The 16,957-nt window shown below is 47.8% G+C and carries 14 protein-coding genes; 5 read left to right on the top strand and 9 right to left on the bottom strand.

Features of this window, described 5'->3' with window-relative positions; genetic code table 11:
- Positions 1 to 28: 28 nt before the first annotated feature.
- The 4 genes from H8S84_RS11290 to H8S84_RS11275 all read right to left on the bottom strand — a co-directional run bounded on the left by H8S84_RS11290 (position 29) and on the right by H8S84_RS11275 (position 3,832).
- On the bottom strand, positions 29 to 229 hold the full coding sequence (locus H8S84_RS11290; protein ID WP_187067452.1) for a helix-turn-helix transcriptional regulator: 201 nt from the start codon (positions 227 to 229) through the stop codon (positions 29 to 31).
- Positions 226 to 693, bottom strand: a complete 468-nt coding sequence (locus H8S84_RS11285; protein ID WP_230407149.1) for a hypothetical protein — start codon at positions 691 to 693, stop codon at positions 226 to 228. Before H8S84_RS11285 ends, H8S84_RS11290 begins: the two co-directional genes overlap by 4 nt.
- Positions 694 to 866: 173 nt before the next feature.
- The gene (locus tag H8S84_RS11280) at positions 867 to 3,272 is read right to left on the bottom strand and encodes a TonB-dependent receptor (protein ID WP_187067451.1); all 2,406 of its coding nucleotides are present in this window, start codon (positions 3,270 to 3,272) and stop codon (positions 867 to 869) included.
- Between the two features lie 5 nt (positions 3,273 to 3,277).
- Positions 3,278 to 3,832: a PepSY-associated TM helix domain-containing protein gene (locus H8S84_RS11275; protein ID WP_187067450.1), complete on the bottom strand. Its 555-nt coding sequence runs from the start codon at positions 3,830 to 3,832 to the stop codon at positions 3,278 to 3,280.
- 180 nt (positions 3,833 to 4,012) lie between these two features.
- Between H8S84_RS11275 and H8S84_RS11270 the strand changes: the two genes are divergently transcribed.
- The 3 genes from H8S84_RS11270 to H8S84_RS11260 are packed head-to-tail and all read left to right on the top strand — an operon-like array spanning position 4,013 to position 5,825.
- A complete protein-coding gene (locus H8S84_RS11270; protein WP_187067449.1) occupies positions 4,013 to 4,462 on the top strand; it encodes a hypothetical protein in 450 nt (149 codons plus the stop codon).
- Between the two features lie 53 nt (positions 4,463 to 4,515).
- Positions 4,516 to 4,977 carry a hypothetical protein gene (locus tag H8S84_RS11265; RefSeq protein ID WP_187067448.1) on the top strand — a complete coding sequence of 154 codons (462 nt, stop codon included), beginning with the start codon at positions 4,516 to 4,518 and terminating at the stop codon, positions 4,975 to 4,977.
- A gap of 20 nt (positions 4,978 to 4,997) precedes the next feature.
- Entirely contained in the window at positions 4,998 to 5,825 is an 828-nt protein-coding gene (locus tag H8S84_RS11260; RefSeq protein ID WP_187067447.1) for a carboxypeptidase-like regulatory domain-containing protein, read from the top strand.
- 119 nt (positions 5,826 to 5,944) lie between these two features.
- Here H8S84_RS11260 and H8S84_RS11255 read toward each other — a convergent pair whose 3' ends face one another.
- From H8S84_RS11255 to H8S84_RS11245, 3 genes are all read right to left on the bottom strand, one after another.
- Positions 5,945 to 9,151, bottom strand: a complete 3,207-nt coding sequence (locus tag H8S84_RS11255; protein WP_187067446.1) for a WD40/YVTN/BNR-like repeat-containing protein — start codon at positions 9,149 to 9,151, stop codon at positions 5,945 to 5,947.
- Positions 9,152 to 9,519: 368 nt separating this feature from the next.
- Positions 9,520 to 10,392, bottom strand: coding sequence for a dienelactone hydrolase family protein (locus H8S84_RS11250; protein ID WP_187067445.1), 873 nt, complete (start codon positions 10,390 to 10,392; stop codon positions 9,520 to 9,522).
- 29 nt (positions 10,393 to 10,421) lie between these two features.
- Positions 10,422 to 11,231 (bottom strand): NYN domain-containing protein, encoded by an 810-nt coding sequence (locus H8S84_RS11245; RefSeq protein WP_187067444.1) that lies wholly within the window; start codon positions 11,229 to 11,231, stop codon positions 10,422 to 10,424.
- Positions 11,232 to 11,414: 183 nt separating this feature from the next.
- On the opposite strand from H8S84_RS11245, the gene H8S84_RS11240 reads away from it, so the two are divergent.
- Together H8S84_RS11240 and H8S84_RS11235 are read left to right on the top strand one after the other, a co-directional pair.
- On the top strand, positions 11,415 to 12,398 hold the full coding sequence (locus H8S84_RS11240; protein ID WP_394367997.1) for a DUF1028 domain-containing protein: 984 nt from the start codon (positions 11,415 to 11,417) through the stop codon (positions 12,396 to 12,398).
- Positions 12,399 to 13,067: 669 nt separating this feature from the next.
- Positions 13,068 to 14,495 carry a M20/M25/M40 family metallo-hydrolase gene (locus H8S84_RS11235; RefSeq protein ID WP_187067442.1) on the top strand — a complete coding sequence of 476 codons (1,428 nt, stop codon included), beginning with the start codon at positions 13,068 to 13,070 and terminating at the stop codon, positions 14,493 to 14,495.
- A 180-nt stretch (positions 14,496 to 14,675) separates the two neighbouring features.
- On the opposite strand, the gene H8S84_RS11230 is transcribed toward H8S84_RS11235, so the two are convergent.
- Positions 14,676 to 15,923 carry an S-adenosylmethionine:tRNA ribosyltransferase-isomerase gene (locus H8S84_RS11230; RefSeq protein ID WP_230407148.1) on the bottom strand — a complete coding sequence of 416 codons (1,248 nt, stop codon included), beginning with the start codon at positions 15,921 to 15,923 and terminating at the stop codon, positions 14,676 to 14,678.
- A gap of 24 nt (positions 15,924 to 15,947) precedes the next feature.
- On the bottom strand, positions 15,948 to 16,952 hold the full coding sequence (locus tag H8S84_RS11225; protein WP_187067441.1) for a PorP/SprF family type IX secretion system membrane protein: 1,005 nt from the start codon (positions 16,950 to 16,952) through the stop codon (positions 15,948 to 15,950).
- Positions 16,953 to 16,957: the final 5 nt, after the last annotated feature.

Genomic DNA, 16,957 nt, shown 5'->3' with positions numbered 1-16,957 from the left:
TTCAAGCCTCTGCTGTTTTAACTTAAATCTAATCCTCCTCACTCAACTCAAAAATCTCCTCCACCGGCTTCTTAAATAGGCGCGCAATCTTAAGAGCGAGTACCGTAGAGGGTACATACTTGTTGGCCTCCATGGCGTTAATAGTCTGCCGGCTTACCCCTATTTCTTTTGCCAGATCTTCCTGGGTAAGGCTGTGAATGGCGCGTTCTACCTTTATGCTGTTCTTCATGCTACGGCCCTCGCTGATTTGTAAAGTATGAAATTGAAGCGTATCAGGAAGATAAACAGCAGCGTGAACATGTTAAAGATCATAATCTGGTAAAAGCCCGAGCCGTAAATGAAGAGAATGGAGAACAGCAGGAAGCCATAGTTGATGTAGGTGGCCCACAGCAAAGATTCCAGCCTGATCTGCGCGATATACTCGTCCTCGTCTTTCTCTTTAGAAAAAGCTGCTAGCAAACCGCCCACTATGGCAGCAATGCCTACTAGTTCATCAAACACATTGTTTTCTACCAGCGCCATCACTTTATTGGCCTCAAACAGACCTCCATCATAAATAGCAAATACAGTAGCATTCCACTCAAAAGGAGCGTAGTCGAGGAGTGTAATTAGCAAGCCAAGTATAACGGCCGGCACGAAAAGGATCCACCCGATCATCTTAAAACGGTGCGGAAAAAGGAAACGGTTTTTCATAGTTTTATTTTGTGCTAATGTTCGATACAAATGTAAAGAATATTTTACATATGTCAAGTGTTTTTTACATGATGTAAAATAAATTTTACTGTGATGTGTGAAAATGTGAGTGAACAAGCCATAATAACTTGTGAAAGAGGCTATAGCAGTAGAAAAGAAGAGATTAGAGAAGCCTAGAAGTTTGCCCGCAAAGTGAGCACCACATTACGCCCCGGCGCACTAATACCTGATGCAAACACACGGTAAAACCTGTCGGTGATGTTTTCGAGGGCGGCTTGCAGCTGTAGGTGAGGGGTAAGCTGGTAAGCTGCACGTAAGTTCAACGTGTACCAGCTTGGCATGCCATGCGGTGTGGCATATTTTATATTGTCTTCGCCACTTGGGTTATAATCTTCCAGCTCTTTAGCACCATTGTAAAGTATAAATGCCTCTGCTCGTAGTCGCTTTAATTGTAAGTTTATACTTGTGCGGCCAAAGAGCGGGGGCACATGGTCCAGCGGAATGTCACCTTCGCTTTGCTTTATTCTGCCATAGGTATAGTTAAGCGAAGAGCTCAGGCTAAGGGCTTCGGTAACATCGGCTTTCAGGCTGGCGCTGTAGCCGTAGAGGTAAGCCTTGCCGGCATTTACATTAGCTGTCACCAGACTCAGCTGTCCATTATACTCAATAGAATCCTGTCCGTTAAATAGCACCGGCTGAGTAGTGATGGCGTCGCGGTACCAGGTGTAGTAGCCAACCAGTTCCAGGTGCAGGCGCTCTTTAATACTTTTAGAGGCACTTGCTTCGAGGTTGTAAGTATACTCCGGCTTCAGGTCAGGATTTGGTACGATCACATTTCCGGGAGTAGAGTCGAATACTTTGCTCAGGTCATCTACATTTGGTGCCCGGAAGCCTGTAGAGCCTAGTGCTGTAAATCGCCAGCCATTGCCCGGCAACATAACCATACCGGCATTGCCCGAAAGTGCATGGTTTCTTTGCTGCAGCTCATCCGCTAAAAATGGGAAAAACGTTTTGTCTTCAAACTCCGCATCCAGACCAACATAGCTATAGCGCAGGCCATGGCTCAGGATCAACCATGGTTTTACATCCCAAGTGTGGGTAAAGTAGGCGGCGCCACTGTGCATACTGGAACCTGCATCGGGGTATCGGGTCGACTGTAGCTTTATGGCGCCTGATACAATGTTTTCTTCGGTAGCTATAGAGTTTACATCGTTGTATGTAGCCTCTATACCGTACTGCAGTCGGTGCTGGTTTATACCTTTGCTAAGGTCGGCATTTAAGCTGTATACCTGTACCTGCTCTGTTTGGTGCGACAAGTTGTTTTTGCCGAAGCGGCGGTTATGGCGACTCTCTTCCAGCCTTTGGTAAGCAGTTACCAGTTTAGCTTCATCATAAAGAGAGGTTTTTCTAGAAAGCCCCAAAGCATAAGCTGTCAATAAACGCTCCTGCGGTCCATAATACCAATCTGCAAATTTCAGTTTACTTCCAGAATATTCTGTTAGCCTGTCGTAGCGCGGCACATCGGTGCTGGTGCTCAGTTGCAGGTTTAAAGTATGGCTTATGTTTGTAGTTGGTTTATACAGCACCTTTTGCAGCACATCAAACTGGGTATAACCTGTTGGTCGTTGGACGTTCGGGTTTGAATTCAACAGCATGGTGTCGCGGCCGGCTATTCTGTCAGCATAGAAATTTCGGATGCCCAAGTCGCCGTATTCACTCTTGCGGTTCTTGCCCTGCCTTAAGTTTCCAAAATCAGAAACGGTTATACTTGTCAGACTTCCCCACTTTTTACGGCCATAGTTTAGCTGGGCATGAATCGTTTTCTCGTCTGGAGCTGTAGCGTAACGTGTAAAGGCGCTGCCTTTGATCAGCTTGTTATCATCAGTTGCCAGTTGAGGCTGCAACGTATGGAAGTGCAGCACACCACCCAGCGCATCAGATCCGTAAACTACAGAGCTGGGGCCAAACACTACCTCGGCACGATCGAGCATGCTGTTGTCTAGCGTTATGATATTCTGCAGATGTCCGCCACGGTAAATGGCGTTGTTCATGCGCACCCCATCTACCACCAGCAGTACTTTATTTGCCTCAAAGCCGCGTATGATGGGGCTGCCGCCTCCCATCTGGCTTTTCTGCACCAGCACTTTACCTGTTTGCTGCACCACATCGGCAGTAGTAGGCTGACTCAAAAACTCCAGCTCTCTGCGGCTTAGCACCTCAACCTGCTGTGGCACAAGTTGCTGTTGTTGCGTGAACCTGCCCGCCGACACCACCACTTCGTTCAGGTTATAGCTTTGCTGCGTTAGCGCTATCACAAAGTTTAAATCCTGTAGCTGTTTCAGGCTGAGTGTGCGGGGCTGATATCCCACATAAGTAAAGTTAAGCGGAGAAGTGCCGGTTAAACTGCCGTTCAGTTCCGCCAGCCCTTTTTCATTTGTAACAACAGACTTGTCTGTAGCCGAAATAACAACGCCTGTTAATGGCTGTAGCGTTGTTTTGTCAACTACTTTTATTTGTTGCGCCAGGCAAAAGTGGCATATGATCAGGAGCAGGAAAAACAGCCCCGGTACTTTATTCATTTGTGTTAGTTGCTTTTGAGTTTGCGGATTCGCTTCGGGTAGAACCAAAGCGTAGCACCGGTAACGGTAAGTATAAGCAGCCCCAGGCCAAGCAGATTCATACTTACCAGTTTAAACAGGTCGCTGATAATGGAGCCGTCGTGGATCTTTTCTATCCAGTCGGAGTGGCGTTGGGCAACCGATAAAACTTTTCCCGAACTACCGTCTAACTGCACTTCCCAATAGCCTTCGCTAAAAAGCACTTTTACCATGCCTTTCTCAGGTCGGGCCTCAATCCTGTCGATAGGGTTGTCTTTTATACTTTGGGCAGAGTCGAGGCCGGCATAGGCTGCGGCGGCCAGATCAGCCATCGAAACCCACTGGCTTAAGTCAGGCGTTTGTCCTTCTATGAGCGGGGGCTGCAGCAGGTCTACATCTTTCTTCCAGCCTAAAAGTATGCCTGTTATACTACTGATCAGCACAAACAGCCCAATTACTAAGCCTACATAGCGGTGATACACCCGGTACTCGCGCAGGGTGCCGCTAAGCTTGTTAACTTTTTGTTTCGTGTGGGGCTGCATTTTCTGGTTTTTGCCGTTTTCCGACTTACAAGTTCATACAATAGGGTGAGTTTTCCAATTTAAGTCAGACTTGAGGATGCATTTAAAGTTTAAAAGGCAGGAGCAAATTTTTGCCATGCAACCTTTTTCAGGTTTTGCGGCTCTTCTGTTTGAAACCGTACAAATGCTGCCTACAAAACTATGACAAACTACCTGTACCCGCTGCTTTTGATGCTTCTGCTGTGGCAATGCAACAAGTATGAATTTGATGACTTTACTACAGAAGCTCAAATGGGTGAGACGTTTACCGTGGAGCTTGGAAAGCGGGTAAACATTACCGGCGAGAATGGCAAAACCCTTACCTTGTATCTACATTCTGTAACCGACTCCCGTTGTCCTGCTGATGCCATCTGTGCCTGGCTTGGTAACGCGAATGTAATACTTAAGGCATCCAGCGGAACAGAGATAGAAAAGCAGGTGCAAATGTGTATCGGCGATTGCCGTCCGGAGCCTGCTCGAAGCAAACATACTTTGGATGTAGAAGTAGGAGGCACCCGCTACAACATCACATTAAAAGAAGTACTGCCTTACCCCACAACAAAGAGAAGCGGAGAAAAAACCGCTGTAAAGCTGCTGGTGAAGTACCAATAACAGCTATTATCCGTTACTTTGGCTGATATTTCCATTAGTGCGGATTAAAGATCATGAGAAAGCTGTTGTTTATACTTGCTGTTGTAGTCCTGCTTCTGGGGTGCAAACAGAACGTGTCGTTGCCCAACGCTTTATACTTTGGCGATGAGCTGAAATTGTTGCCTGAGGTGCCGGTGCAGGTAATTGCCAAAAGATCGTCTGGCGCAGAAGGTGATCCGGTTGTAATAAAGGTTGCAAGTATAAACGACTCCCGCTGCCCTACTGGTGTTTCGTGTATGTGGGCCGGAAAAGCTGATGTGGCCCTTAGCCTTGGGACGAAAAACGGCGAGACGGTAAACCTGAACTTATGCCTGGGCCAATGTGCAAACAAGACCTTCAACGAGACGGATTCCAGTACTATCACCCTTGACGGAATAAAGTATAAACTTGTCCTATTGCAAATAAATCCTTATCCTACTACCGAGAATGCAACACAGCAGAAGACTGTAGTTGTGAAAGTGGAAGAAGCAATTTAAACATTATGAACCCCACACCTATGAAGGCAATACTATTTGCGTTACTATCTGTTTTTACCCTTACACTAGCCCAAGCTCAGGACATAAACCTTTCTGGTACAGTAAAGGCAGAGGCTAGCGGGCAAAACTTATCTTATGTAAACATCGGCATCCGCAAGAAGAACATCGGCACAGCCTCAGACGAACAAGGCAGGTTTATACTTAAGCTACCACAGCAGCACCTGCAGGATACGCTCACATTTTCTGCTATTGGCTATCAGCAGCTGTCGGTGCCGGTGCGGGAGTTAGTAAAGAAAAAGCCGCTACAGATTAAACTCAGCGAAAAGACAATGGCTTTGCAGGAGGTGGTGGTCAAAAGCCACAAAATGAAGATTAGAAAGCTTGGCGTTACCGGGCGCTTGCCTGGAGTTTGGGGTGTGCCTGACAAAAAGGAGTCGAAAGATGTTTTCGAATTTGCGAATTTTATAGAAGTAAAGAACAAGCCGGCAGAGGTTCTCTCAGCTCACTTTTACCTGGCTAGTACAGTGCTGGACTCAGCTATTTTCCGCATTAACTTTTATAAAAATAATAGCGGATCTCCTGGAGAGAGACTGGTGGAGAAAAATATAATACAGAAGGTTTCAACGAAAGATGGCTGGCTAACTTTAGATCTGACAAAGTATGATTTGTACCTGACGGAGGATTTCTTTATAGGAGTTGAGTATTTGCCAGAGCAAGATGAACATAGACAAGCTATTGCACTAGGAGGGAAGATAGGTGGCAGCGTTTTTTCCAAGCAATCCAGCTTTGGCGAATGGAAGAAAATATCTGGTGTAAGCCTATCGAGTTATGTAACTGCGCGGCAGTAGAAGGAAATAAAATTGATACTTTGAAGTATAAGTTATTGGTGGAAAACCAACAAGGGCAATAGAACAAAAAGCCCCTGCTACTCATGTGGCAGGGGCTTTTTACTTATTAGTTCTTCCGGCTACTCCTTTACCGATGAAGTCGGATTGGCATCAGTCTTTTTCTCGTCTTTCTTCTTCACACTAATAAAGTCCACGCCCTGCTGCTGAATCATCTTGTTAAGTGCCGGAACATCCTGCTCCTTCACTTTCTTCAGTTCATTCAACTGCGCATCGATCTGGGCTGTTACCTCTTTCTTAAAGGCATAGGCCTGATCGGTTGGACGGAAATCTCCGGTGCTTACTTGGCCCACTAGGTTCGCCAGTTTGTTATTCAGGCGGATAGGGAAGTTAAGCGGATCCTGGCCACTGCTGTTTTTTGTCTGGTACAGCGTCTCCTCAATCTTTGTGATCTTCTTCTCAATCGCGTTAGCTGATTCTAAAATGGCTTTGTAGTCGCTGCCCTGGCTCTTCAGGTTTCCGGTCAAAGTCTTCAGCTGCCCACGCATCGTGCGGATGTCTTTTATCGCATCGTGTGTTTCAGTCAGCTTGTCGCGTACATCCATCAGGAACGTGAACTGCGCCTTCAGGTCTTCCGGGTTAGCTTTGGTGCGAGGATCTGGAAGTATGGCAAAGGTAGTTTCCTGGCTTTCTTTGTTTACCGTTAGCTTTGCTTTATAATTACCAGGTATGGCTTTCGGACCTTGCGTGCCACCACCCCAGATAATCATGCCATCAAAGCGGCTAGCCTCCGGGTAGCGCATATCCCACACAAAGCGGTTCATACCCTTCTTCACCTCCAGCTTCTCGTTGCGCTCTTTGGCGTTGCTGGCATAGCTGCGGATCAGTTTACCGTTCTCATCCATGATCTCCATCTTCACAACTGTAGCAGAATCCGGAGCCATTGGCAGGTAATAGTGCACCATTACACCACCCGGATGGTTCTGGCCTGCGGTTTTAGAGTTGCCACGGCTGCCTCCGTCCATTTTGTAAGCGTCCAGTGGCTTATACAGGTGGAATTTACTGTTGGCTATACCAGAGTTCATGCTGTGCAATGGCGTAATGTCATCAATCAACCAAAAACCACGGCCCTGTGTAGAAGCGATCAGGTTGTCGTTTTTGATGGTCATGTCGGTGATCGGCACGATAGGCAGATTCAACTGGAATGGCTGCCAGCTGTCTCCGTCGTTGAACGAAATGTACATGCCATACTCTGTACCAGCGTAAAGCAAGCCCGGACGCTTCTGGTCGGCACGCACTACGCGGGTAAAGTGGTTCTCCGGAATACCATCGGTGATCTTAGTCCAGGTTTTGCCATAGTCGGTGGTCTTGTATAGGTATGGCCTGAAATCGCCTGACTTATACATGGTAGCTGCCACGTAAGCGCCGCCTTTAATGGTTGGGTGTGGGTCGATGCTGTTGATCATGATCCACTCAGGCATTTTCTTAGGTGTTACGTTTGTCCAGTTCTTGCCATTGTCGCGCGTTACATGTATTAATCCATCATCAGAACCTGTCCAGATCACACCTGGCTCTATAGCAGACTCGTTAATGGCGAAGATAGTGCTGTAGTACTCCACGCTGGTGTTGTCTTTTGTGATCGGACCACCAGACGGACCTAATTTAGTAGAGTCGTTGCGCGTCAGATCTGGAGAGATAGTTTCCCAAGACTGGCCTTCGTTATGGGTAACGTGCACGTGGTTAGACGTGGTGTAAAGTTTCTTAGGATCGTTTGGCGAGAAGAGAATCGGGAAGTTCCACTGGAATCTATACTTCATGCCCTCCGCACCATGGCCCATCGGGTTGTCCGGCCACACGTTTATCACGCGTTCCTGGTTATTGCTGTGGTTTACTCGTGACAGAAAGCCGCCATAGTTACCGCCATACACAATTTCTGGATTTGTTGGATCTACTGCCAGGTGTGCACTTTCTGAGCCAGCTGTCGTTTCCCAATCATCTTCTGTGATGGCATATCCGTCAGAACGATGCGAAATACGAACAGTAGAGTTGTCCTGCTGCGCACCGTAAATGCGATAAGGGAAATGGTTATCTGTAGTTACACGGTAGAACTGAGCTGTGTTTTGGTTATGATAGGTGCTCCAGTTCATGCCACCGTCTGTGGTTACCTGTGCACCACCGTCGTCGGCTATGATCATACGCGATGGATCCTCTGGTGCGATCCAAAGGTCATGGTGGTCGCCGTGTGGAGCATTGCTGCTCTCAAAGGTACGACCTCCGTCTTTAGAACGATGGTACGACACGTTCAGAACATAAACCACGTCCTCATCTTTCGGGTCAGCATACACGCGGGTATAGTACCAGGCACGCTGGCGCAGGTTTCTATCATCGTTTACTTTTTTCCAGGTAAGACCGCTGTCGTCGGAGCGGAAAAGGCCGCCTTCTTCAGCCTCTACCATGGCATAAACTCTTTCAGAATTAACCGGCGAAACAGCTACGCCTATGATGCCCAATGTACCCTTTGGCAAGCCTTGGTTTTTAGAGATCTCTTTCCAGGTGTCGCCACCGTCTGTACTTTTCCAGATACCTGAACCTGGTCCGCCAGAAGATAGGCTATACGGCGTACGGCGCACATTCCAGGTAGTGGCATACAGGTTGCGGCTATTATTCGGGTCGATGATCAGATCGACAGCGCCGGCGTCTTTATTTGCAAACAGCACGCGCTTCCATGTTTTACCGCCGTCTATACTTTTATACACGCCACGCTCCTCATGCGACTTGTATAAGTCGCCCATCACGGCCACGTATACTATATCCGGGTTTTTAGGATGGATACGGATGCGGCCAATGTGCTTAGAGTCTTTTAGTCCAATGTGCTGCCATGTTTTACCGGCATCCACCGATTTCCAGACACCATGCCCTGAGGATACATTGCCACGCACAGTTTTCTCGCCTTCACCTACATAAATCACATTTGGATCAGCTTCGCTAACCGCAACGGCTCCAATAGAGCCACCAAAAGTGCCATCTGAAATATTATCCCAGGTAGAGCCGCCATCGGTGGTGCGCCAAACACCGCCACCGGTTGCTCCGAAGTAGTATAGGTTAGGCTTACCCGGTACACCAGTCGCAGTAGCCGAACGACCACCACGGTAAGGACCGATACTGCGCCAGGTTATGCCATCATATAGTTTAGGATCAACGGCTGCAGGAGCGTCTTTTTGTTTGCTGCTGCGCGTTTTCTGCTTCTGTGCTATGGTTTCTGGCGATGCCACAGTCATAGCTAGCAGTAAACAGGCAACAGAGCCGGTTCTGCGCAAAGTTTTATTCATGAGTAGTGTTGTAAGGTTAGTTTGTTTAGGTTTTAACCTATGATTTAGGAAAAATCAGGAATAAAAGCAAGCCAGATCAGGATTTACAGGATTTTGGGATGGACAGGATTGCCTTTGAGGCTGAATATCTTATACTTGAAATAAAGGATAAGCCACAAAGATCTCGCGGTGTCTATATGACCCGCGAGCATCTGGCTGTTTCTTCGTAGCTACAGCTTATCTACCCTAGACGCTCGCAGGAGCTGCGCACGCTGCGAGGTCTTTAGTAAAAGGAAAGAGACGCAAAATATTGCATCTCTACATGATGCTTATAAATTCTAATCTCTGAAGGCAATCCTGTTTATCCTAAAATCCTGTAAATCCTGATCCTAGTCGAGGTGTTTTTTAATAAAGTCTACGGCAAGTTTATGGGCCTCCTCGGCGTATTCTTTGTTATACTTCGGGTTACTTGGATTAGCAAAGGCATGCACGGCGTCATACATTTTTACCGTTAGCTTTCTGTCGGCTTTATCCATATTCTGCTTAAACTCCTCTACTACTTGCGGTGTAATAGAATTATCCTGGCTGGCGAAGATGCCTAGTACTGGTGCGTCCAGTTTTTTCAGATTCTCAACGTTCTGCTCCGGCATGCCATAGTACATGACTATCGCCTCGGCCTTGTCGCCGGCAAGTATACCAGCCTGTAACGACCAGGCACCGCCAAAACACCAGCCAACGGTAGCAATGTCAGCGTCTTTTCCGGCATAGGCAATGGCTCCGTTGATGATGGCTTTGGCACGATCGGTTTTTACAGCCTGCATGTATTCGGCTGCTTTCTCACGCTCTGTTGCCACTTTACCATCATACAGATCCAGGGCAATCACGTTCACGTTGCCAAGTTCCTGAGCAAAACGCTCCGCTTCTTTTCTGATGTAGTCGTTCAGGCCCCACCACTCATGAAACACGAACAGGTATTCGTCAGTCTTTTTCGGAGCTTTTATCTCGTAGGCAGTTGCTGTTTTACCGTCAGGGGTTTTGTAGGTGATGGTCTTTCCCTTTTTGTTCTCCAACGTGAATGGCAACGGGTTTTCGTGCTTCTCTCTGAAAGATTCGTCGTTACCCAACATAGCAAATTTTATAGTAGCTTCTGTCGTTTCTGCTGCATCGGCGGCAGGCTTTACGCAGCACGACGTTTTAGTTTGTGCCTTTGCTGCTACAACTATAAGCAGACAGAGTGCAACGGTGTAAATCAGACTTTTCATAGCATAGCTTTGCTTTAAATGGTGAAGAGTTATACTTGTGTACGCTGCTGCGGCTTCTCCTGCACTTTCTGCCGTGGCTTGGCACGACGCTTATCTTTGCGTTTTATATAAACTGCTGATGGGCCCTTATCGTCTTCTTTCCGGATTGTGAACACATCTTTGTACGCCTTGATAAGCTGTAGCAGCTGGTTATAGCCAAAAGTACGGGGGTCGAAACTAGGGTCCAGTTGGCGCAGGTTTGTACCCATAGCGCCCAGATGTGCCCAGCCATCCTCATCTGAGGCCATAACAAAAGCTTCTTTTAGCAAGGGCAACGGGTTAGGTTTGGCTTGGCTGCCGCCTTCAGGCCCCTTTTCAGCTTCTTCAATTTTGCGCTCGTCAATGTCATCGGTAAGGTTTTCGGTAAAGATGAACACGTTGCAGGCATTAACGAAGGGTTTGGGTGTTTTGCGCTGGCCAATTCCCATTACAAAAATGCCAGCCTCTCTAATTCGTGTTGCCAATCGGGTATAGTCGCTGTCGGAGGATACGATGCAAAAGCCATCCACCAGTTCGCTGTGCAGCAGATCCATGGCATCTATGATCAGGGCGCTGTCAGTAGCATTTTTGCCGACGGTATAGCGGAACTGCTGAATAGGCTGTATCGCGTGGTTGTTCAGGCAATCTTTCCAGCCGTTCATTTGAGGGGTGGTCCAGTCGCCGTAAATTCTGCGAATAGTAGGCGGGCCATATTTGCCCACCTCGGCTAAAAGTTTTACAATAAGGCTGGGTTGGGCGTTGTCTCCGTCTATCAGCACGGCCATGCGCGACGGTTTACGTTCTCGTGTAGTGTATTTCATGTATAAAAGGTTGCTTGTTGCTGCGATTTCGCAGCGCACCCATAATTGGTGCAATACAGTTTATACTTCTATTCTTGTCAGAGGTTATATTGGCAGTCATTTATACTTTATCACAAAATGCCTATCTTACCGTAACAGAGCTACAAACAGAATTATATGATCCGAATAAAAAAGACTTTACTTATGCTGAGTTCAGCCTTTGCGGTAGCCACAGGTACCGCCCAAAGCCAGGCGCAGGTGTTTAAGGCCGAAGAGCCGCTGGCGCATACTTACTCTATTGTTGCCCGTGATCCTAAAACCGGAGAAATGGCCGTCGGCGTGCAAAGTCATTGGTTTTCGGTGGGCACTGCGGTGCCTTGGGTAGAGGCTGGTGTAGGCGTGGTAGCTACCCAATCGTTTGTGAATAAATCTTATGGGCCATTAGGTTTACAGCTTTTAAAAGAAGGTAAAACTGCTGAGGAGGCGCTGGCCATACTTTTAGCTAAGGACGAGGCCCGTGAGGTGCGTCAGGTTTCTATACTTGATTCCAAAGGTAACGTGGCAACACATACGGGTAAACAATGCATCCGCTATGCCGGGCATATTACAGGTAAGAACTTCTCTGTGCAGGCCAACATGATGCTGACCGACAAAGTATGGCCTGCCATGGCAAAGGCTTTCGAGAGAAGTGAAGGGCAGCCGCTGGCTGAGCGTGTGCTGATAGCTATGCAGGCAGCAGAGCAAGAGGGAGGCGATATCCGTGGTAAACAGTCTGCAGCGCTGGTAGTGGTAAAAGGGCAGAGGTCTGAACAGCCATGGGATGATAAGATCATTGACTTACGTGTAGACGATCATGAAAAACCGCTCGATGAACTGGCGCGACTGCTAAAAGTACACCGTGCCTACGAGCACATGAACAACGGTGATTTGGCTATCGAAAAGGGGCAGATGCAAAAAGCTATGGAAGAGTATGGCAAAGCCGAAGCCATGTTTCCGGAAAACCTGGAGATGAAGTACTGGCACGCTATAGGTTTAGCCAGCAGCGGCCAGGTAGATGCGGCTGCCAAGATTCTGCGCGAAGTATACCGCAAAGATGATAACTGGCGGGAGTTAACCGCGAGGTTACCAGAAGTTGGCTTGCTGAATGTTAGCAAGAAGGATCTGGAGAAGTTGCTGAAAGCGAAGTAAAGTATAGGAGGCAGATGTTGTGAAGCATCTGCCTTTTTTGTGGCTGTAGCTGGTGTTGTTACTATAGTAAGCGTTGTTTCCGCTATTTTAAGTAGCAAGCTCTTTTCCTCAGTCTTACTTGCTATATTGTTTCACCTCTTGCTTTGGTGCCCTCAAGGCCGCGTGGCCTCGTTTCTCTGCATCGCCGCTGTGTTTCCTCCTGCGCTGACGCGCTGCCCTCCGGGCACCGGATCTACTTTAAAGAGGGCCCTACCCCCACAGAGATACTGGAATCAACACTTCTTCGCTTCTGCCTTTGCTATGGAAGTACAAATGGAAAACTTAGTTCGGAGCAACGACTTTTGAAAGGTGCATTTTACGACGCTCCACTGTCCGAGCGTTCAGCGAGTTTGGAGCGTCTTGATTCTTTTGCTTACTTTTCTCATCAAGGAGAAAAGCAAGGCCCAGCCGGCGAGGCGGAAAGCTAGCTAAGAGCAAACAAGTTTCTTAAAAAGAGAAGGTGTGGGTTTGATGACTATACTTTTTCTAGACATTGAGGGTAATTATACTAAGTCCTACAAAACAGCAGAGGAACCCTACCATATATTTCCATGTTCAAACCCCGAGCGAGTAATCCAAAAATTCTTATCTTGAAGCACCTAAACTAAACTACTAAACTCAAACCTAACAATGCTAACGAAAAAAGCCTTACGAAATGCGGTAGTGGCAGCTACGGCGCTGGTTACCATGCCGGCTATGGCGCAGCAGAACTATAAAGCCGACTCCACCACGATCAAAAACATCTACGACAACGCCCTCACCAGCTACGAAAGCTACGAGAACCTGCGTTACCTTACCAAGAACATTGGTGGTCGTTTAAGTGGATCTCCACAGGCAGCTGCCGCAGTAGAGTGGAGCCGCCAGGTAATGGAGAAAATGGGCCTCGACAGGGTATACCTGCAAGAAGTAATGGTGCCGCATTGGGTGCGTGGCGACAATGAAGTTGGCCGCATTATCAATTCTAAATTAGTAGGGACTGCTGATGTAAATATCTGTGCCCTAGGTAGCTCGGTAGGTACCGGCGAGAATGGCCTGAGTGCTGAAGTAGTAGAAGTGAAAAGCTTTGAGGAACTGGAGAAGCTGGGTAAGAAGAAAGTACAGGGTAAGATCGTTTTCTTCAACCGCCCTTTTGATAACACGCATGTAATTACAGGCGCCGCTTACGGCGGTGCTGTGGATCAGCGTGGCGGTGGTCCGGTGTCAGCTGCCAAGCTTGGTGCAGTTGGCGTGCTGGTGCGTTCTATGACCAACGACTTCCAGGATGTGCCGCACACAGGAAATACCCGTTATCAGGATGATGTAACCAAGATTCCTGCAGCAGCTATCAGCACAAACGGAGCAGAGCAATTAAGTAAATTACTCAAGAATGATCCGAACCTGAAGTTCTACATGCGCATGACCTGCGAAACATTGCCGGACGTGCTTTCTTACAATGTGATTGGTGAGATAAAAGGAACAGAAAAGCCTGATGAGATTATCGTGGTAGGTGGTCACCTGGACTCGTGGGATCTAGGTGAAGGTGCGCACGACGACGGTACAGGCTGTGTGCAATCGATTGAGGTGCTGCGTTTGTTCAAAGAGATGGGCATAAAACCGAAGCGTACAATTCGTGCCGTGATGTTCATGAACGAGGAGAACGGCCTGCGTGGTGGACGTAAGTATGCTGAAGAGGCCAAAACAAAAGGGGAGAAGCACATTGCGGCTATCGAGTCAGATGCTGGTGGATTTACACCACGCGGTTTCGGCATTGACGGCAACGACGGGCAATATGCACAGGTGCTAACATGGAAACCTTTGCTGGCACCTTACGGCCTGCACGACTTAACCCGTGGTGGCGGTGGTGCCGATATCGGTCCATTGAAAGGCCAGGGTACAGTAGCCCTAATTGGTTTCCGCCCGGACTCACAGCGTTACTTTGATTATCACCATACTGTAATAGACACCTTTGAGCAGGTAAACCGCCGCGAAATGCAGCTTGGTGCCGCCTCTATGGCATCACTGGTGTACCTGATCTCAGAGTATGGCTTGAATGGCAACGGAGCTAAGGCGTTTAAATAAAATCTCATGGCGCGAGCGTCTTCGCTCGTGACTAGCTATAGTATGGGCCTCTGGCCCAGTTGGGTTTCAAATCCGACACTATAAGTAAGACATGGGTTACAAACCCAAGCCAGCAAAATGTATAAAACAGCAAGGGCCACTTGAAGAAGTGGCCCTTGCTGTTTTATTTTTATCTTGTTTCTACGGCAGTAGCAAAGAACTATCACCATAACTCAAAAACCTGTAATCATTCTCCATGGCATGCTGGTATACTTTGCGCCAGTTCTCCCCAATCAAAGCTGAAACCAACAATAGTAGCGTACTCTCAGGCTGATGGAAGTTGGTAACCAAACCGTTGCATATTCTAAATGTATACCCCGGCGCTATGATGATCTGGGTGCTGGCATGCAGGTAATCAGTATTCTGCTGCTCCATATACTTCAGCAGCGCAGTTAGTACTTCTTCAGCAGTTGGCAACTCTGTACTTTCGTATGCTTGCCATTGTGTTACGTGCAGCTCCTGTACAGGTAGGTTTGGTTGCTGCCATACTTTAAAACCTAACCAGTAAAGACTTTCAAGAGAACGCATACTTGTAGTGCCCACAGGTATAACTGGATTACCTAGATGCTGTAGCAACTTCTCTAAGAAAGCCTTTGAGATAAACAGCTGCTCTGCGTGCATTTCATGGGCTTCCATGGTGTCGGCTTTCACTGGCTTGAAGGTGCCGGCTCCTACGTGCAGTGTCAGGTAAGCGGTATCTATACTTTGCAGCTTTAGTTGCTCCATCACCCTGTCCGTAAAATGCAGACCTGCTGTTGGTACAGCAACGGCGCCTTGCTGATTCGCATAAATCGTTTGGTAGCGGGTATGGTCTTCAGCAGTCAACTCACGGTTAAGGTAAGGAGGCAAAGGCAGCTTACCACACTGCTCCAGCACCTCTGCAAAAGTTAAGTCTGCAGGCGTCCAAGTGAAGCGGATAAGAAAATGGCCTTCCTGCTGTGCCTCACGCTCCGCCTGCAGTTCGCCACCTTCAAACTGTAGCTTTACAGGGCCTCTTTTCCAGCGCTTATTATTACCTACCAGACATTTCCAGGTGCTGCTGCCGGTTTGCTGCATAGCTAGCTGAACCTCGCGGTGTGGGGCCACAGGCTCCAAGCAAAATATCTCCACAATCCCGCCCGTTTCTTTCTGCATCAGCAGCCTTGCCTGAACGACTTTGGTATCGTTAAACACGAGTAAAGTATGAGATGGCAGCAGCTGCGGCAGGTCAGTAAAAGTATGATCTGAGATCTGGCCCTGGTGGTACTGCAACAATTTAGACTGGTCGCGCTCGGGCAGCGGAAATTTAGCAATGCGTTCGTCTGGCAGCTCGTACACAAAATCTTTGATGGCCAGCTTCTTTGGATCGGTCATGGTAAAACGGTTAATCGTAGTGCAAAGGTAGCGCATAAACGCTTTGCAGCACAACTATACTTACCAGATCCATTTCGGACAAAGCACTTTCTGTTTATTGTTCAGCTTGAGCCCCACTACTACTTCATGGCTATTGGCGCTTACCCTGTTCAGGTCTGATGTGGTGATGTCGTAGGAATAGCTGACGTCGAGCATATGGTTGAGGTAAAAACCGACTGTTCCGGTAAGGGCATCGTTGTGGCGGTAGGAGGTGCCAAGCCAGAAACGGTCACCGTAGATTACTTTTGCATTTGCATCCACCATCGAAAGACCATTTTCAGCTGTTTTCACCATCACAGAAGGAGTAACAGTTATCAGTTCTGATGCTCTTATCCTGATGCCGCCTGTTGCATAATAGTGCTGCTGAAGTGCTGCGGAAGGCTCTGCACCGGGATTTTCTTTTCCGCCCCTCAAAAGTTGCATCCCCGAAAATCCCACATAAAAGTTCGAGCTGTAAATCCAGAAGCCTACTCCTAGGTCAGCTTTATTCATGTGCCCTGCATCACCAGCAAGAAAAGGATCTTCAGGGGTTAGAACATCTAATGCTTTCCTGTTTAGCCGTAGCTGCTTAAAACCTGCTGTTACACCCGCCGACATGTTCAGGTTTTTGGTCAGGGGCAGATGGTAAGCATAGCTCATACTTAATGAAAATGTGTTCAGGAGTCCTGCTTTATCTACCTGGGCAATGGCTCCTATTCCGTGGTGGGGCTTTATGTAAAAACGATTATTCTTATTAGCACCTGAGCCTTTGCCAGCACTTCCATTACGCAGGCTATAACGTTTCGTGTTTCTGTCGTTTTTGTTGATGGAGGAATGCAGGCTAGTGTAGAAACTGGTAGGGGCACCTTCCAACCCAACCCATTGGGTGCGGTAACTGGTACGCAGGTCAATATAATTTTCGATGCCAGCCACTGCAGGATTTAACAGAAAGTTGTTCTGGGTGTACTGTGTGTGCTGCGGCAACTGCTGGGCACTAACTGTACCGAAAAGTAGAAGCAGGAAGAATAAAGTATAAATTGATTTCATAGGCT

It is taken from the genome of Pontibacter cellulosilyticus, assembly GCF_014306105.1.
In the GTDB taxonomy this organism is placed as follows: domain Bacteria; phylum Bacteroidota; class Bacteroidia; order Cytophagales; family Hymenobacteraceae; genus Pontibacter; species Pontibacter cellulosilyticus.
This window is presented reverse-complemented; position numbering and strand designations above follow the sequence as displayed.